Here is an 855-nt window from a genome sequence, read left to right as displayed (position 1 = left end):
AGCAGCTGCGGGAGGAGAGAGCCGCATGAACCTGAGTCCCGAACTGCTCACCCTGGTGATGTTCGGCGGGCTGCTGATCGGCCTGTTCATGGGCCATCCGCTGGCCTTCGTGCTGGGCGGCATCGCCGTCATCGGCGCCTACCTGGGCCCTGGCGAGCGCGTGCTCGGCACCATCATCAACAATATCTACGGCAACGCCATGGACAACTACGTCCTGGTGGCCATTCCGCTGTTCGTGCTGATGGCGCGTTTCCTCAACGACTCGGGGGTCACCGAGAAGATGTTCGCGGTGATGCGCCTGCTGCTGGCCAACCTGCGCGGCGGCCTGGCGCTGACCGTGGTCATTGTCTCGGTGATGCTGGCCGCCACCACCGGCATCGTCGGCGCCTCCATCGCGGTGATGGGCATGATCGCGCTGGTGCCGATGCTCAAGCACGGCTACAACAAGGAGCTCAGCACCGGGGTGATCATGGCCAGCGGCTGTCTGGGCATCCTGATTCCGCCGAGCATCATGCTGATTCTGATGGCCAGCTACTCGCCGGTCTCGGTGGGCGCGCTGTTCGCCGGCGCGCTGGTGCCGGGGCTGATGCTGGGGGCGATGTACGCGCTCTACGTGCTGGTGATCTGCTACATCAAGCCCGCCTACGGCCCACCGGTACCCGCCGAGGAGCGCGCCGAGACCTCGACCGGCCAACTGCTGATCATGCTGACCAAGTACGTGCTGCCGCCGATGGCGCTGATCCTCGGCGTGCTGGGCGCGCTGTTCACCGGGGTGGCCACTGCCACCGAGGCCTCGGCCATCGGCGTGGCCATCGCCTTCCTGCTGTTCCTGATCTTCGGCGACCGCAAGCTCAC

General features: G+C 66.1%; 1 protein-coding gene. It reads left to right on the top strand.

Features of this window, described 5'->3' with window-relative positions:
• Positions 1 to 25: 25 nt before the first annotated feature.
• Positions 26 to 855 (top strand): TRAP transporter large permease subunit (locus tag HOP53_RS21275; RefSeq protein ID WP_234271861.1); only part of this gene is annotated, 830 nt, incomplete at its 3' end.

Origin of the sequence: Billgrantia ethanolica, assembly GCF_021404305.1 — a bacterium.
Taxonomy (GTDB): Bacteria; Pseudomonadota; Gammaproteobacteria; order Pseudomonadales; family Halomonadaceae; genus Halomonas; species Halomonas ethanolica.
This window is presented reverse-complemented; position numbering and strand designations above follow the sequence as displayed.